The organism is Dyadobacter sp. (assembly GCF_051859145.1).
Classification (GTDB): Bacteria; Bacteroidota; Bacteroidia; order Cytophagales; family Spirosomataceae; genus Dyadobacter.
Map to the genome: position 1 here is coordinate 1,960 of NZ_JBHYGF010000400.1, position 1,685 is coordinate 3,644.

Annotated in this window: 1 protein-coding gene; it reads left to right on the forward strand. The window is 38.7% G+C overall.

What is annotated here, in order from left to right; translation table 11 throughout:
• Nucleotides 1-933 (forward strand): hypothetical protein (locus ACTIE6_RS20145; protein ID WP_439558353.1); only part of this gene is annotated, 933 nt, incomplete at its 5' end.
• Nucleotides 934-1,685 lie beyond the last annotated feature (752 nt).

Sequence of the window (1,685 nt, forward strand, 5' to 3'; positions counted from 1 at the left end):
AAATTCACGCTGAAAGATTTTTGTAAAGAGTCTGGCCGAAATAGGCAGGACTTAGCCAGGAAACATCCGTACTTTATTGCCAATCCCAAGGCAGTTATTCCAGAGTACTTCGGGCATGAATTTGTTTCTGTCTTTGACTATGCGCTTTTTAACATGCTTCAAAAGAATATAATTTTTGCGAAGTCATACGCGGTCAATACAAAAAATGAGGTAATACAGCTTAAGAATTTTCCGATCCTTAAGGATATCAAGCTGAATCTGAACCGGCAATCAAACACCATAAAAATTTATGAGATCAGAATCTCTGATGAATGGCTAGATGGCTTTATTAGTCGATACTATACCATTGAAACAAATGGTTATCCCAAAATTGGTAAGGGTAGGGGAGGAGATGGCCGGAAAAGCTTATATCTAATCCTTCAGAGGACTAGGCATCAACTACTAAGCCAAAAAGAGACCACAGCTCGATTTTCAGTGGATTATCTAGCTGATTTGGCAGAGTTAGAGGTAGAGCAAAATAGATTCAGGAAAAAGTCATTAAAGAGAATACTAGATTTTTTTCAAGAAAAGGGAGACTTTCCTTTCTCCTACAGATTCGTAAAGGGTGACCCTTCTAAACCTTACCAAGAAGAGTACTGGGTTGAGCTAGATTTTTCAAGTTCAGTAAACATTTCATCCTTGACAGAACGGCGAGGAGATCATTTATTCTTCAATTCATTGATCATAGAACTAAGAAATATTTTCAATTCTAAGCATTCTAAAGTAGCAATAAAGGATGAAACGGATGTCTTTCAACGCTGGTTAACTAACGCTGACGCGGATACGGACATTAAAATAGACATACTGGTCTCAGTATATTATAAGGCTTATAATCAGCAACTTACCAAAGTACAGGCTAAACAGTATATTAGAGATGGCTTTCTTAGTAGGTAGTGCTGTCGAGTATTGCCTCGATTCAAGTGGATTCGTGTCAACCTTGTTCCAGAATTCAATGCAGCTTTCTGTCGAGTATTGCCTCATATCATCCTACAAGCTGTTTTAGTTTGACCCTTGTAACCCTCAAATTTTTTGCCCTGGGGGTTGAGAGCTAAAAAATCATTAGATATCGTTAGTGCTGTCGAGTATTGGCTCAAAAACTTGCGTGAAGTAGTTATGACATCATGATAAGTCACTTCGCTGTCGAGTATTGCCACAAATCTGTCGAGTGTTGTCACATCACTGTCGAATATCGCCACATTGCTGTCAAGTATCGTCTCTTTGCTGTCGAGTATTGCCCCATAAATAAGCATTGCTGTCGTTCTTCGCCTCCTTGCTGTCGGGCATTGCCACGTGTGTCTCTTTGCTGTCGAGCTTCGCCACGGTAAAAACAGCGTCTACAAGTACTAAACATTGATTGCTGTCGAACTTTGCCACCATATATATAGCTATTATTATAAAAACTTATAATAGGGGAAAAATAACAAATCGGTATTCGTTCCTCCGTCACTCATGACATATTTTATTTCCAACACACAAATTCGGCCTGCGTCGCTGCGCGCACGCTAAAAAGGTCTTTTGGGGTGTTGTACTTGCTACATTCTTAAAAGTTAACCTCATTATATGATGTAACTTTAAAACGGGCAGATATAATGAACTCTATTAACCGCTGAAAACTAATTTTTTAGTTATACTGATTTTGAATTGTG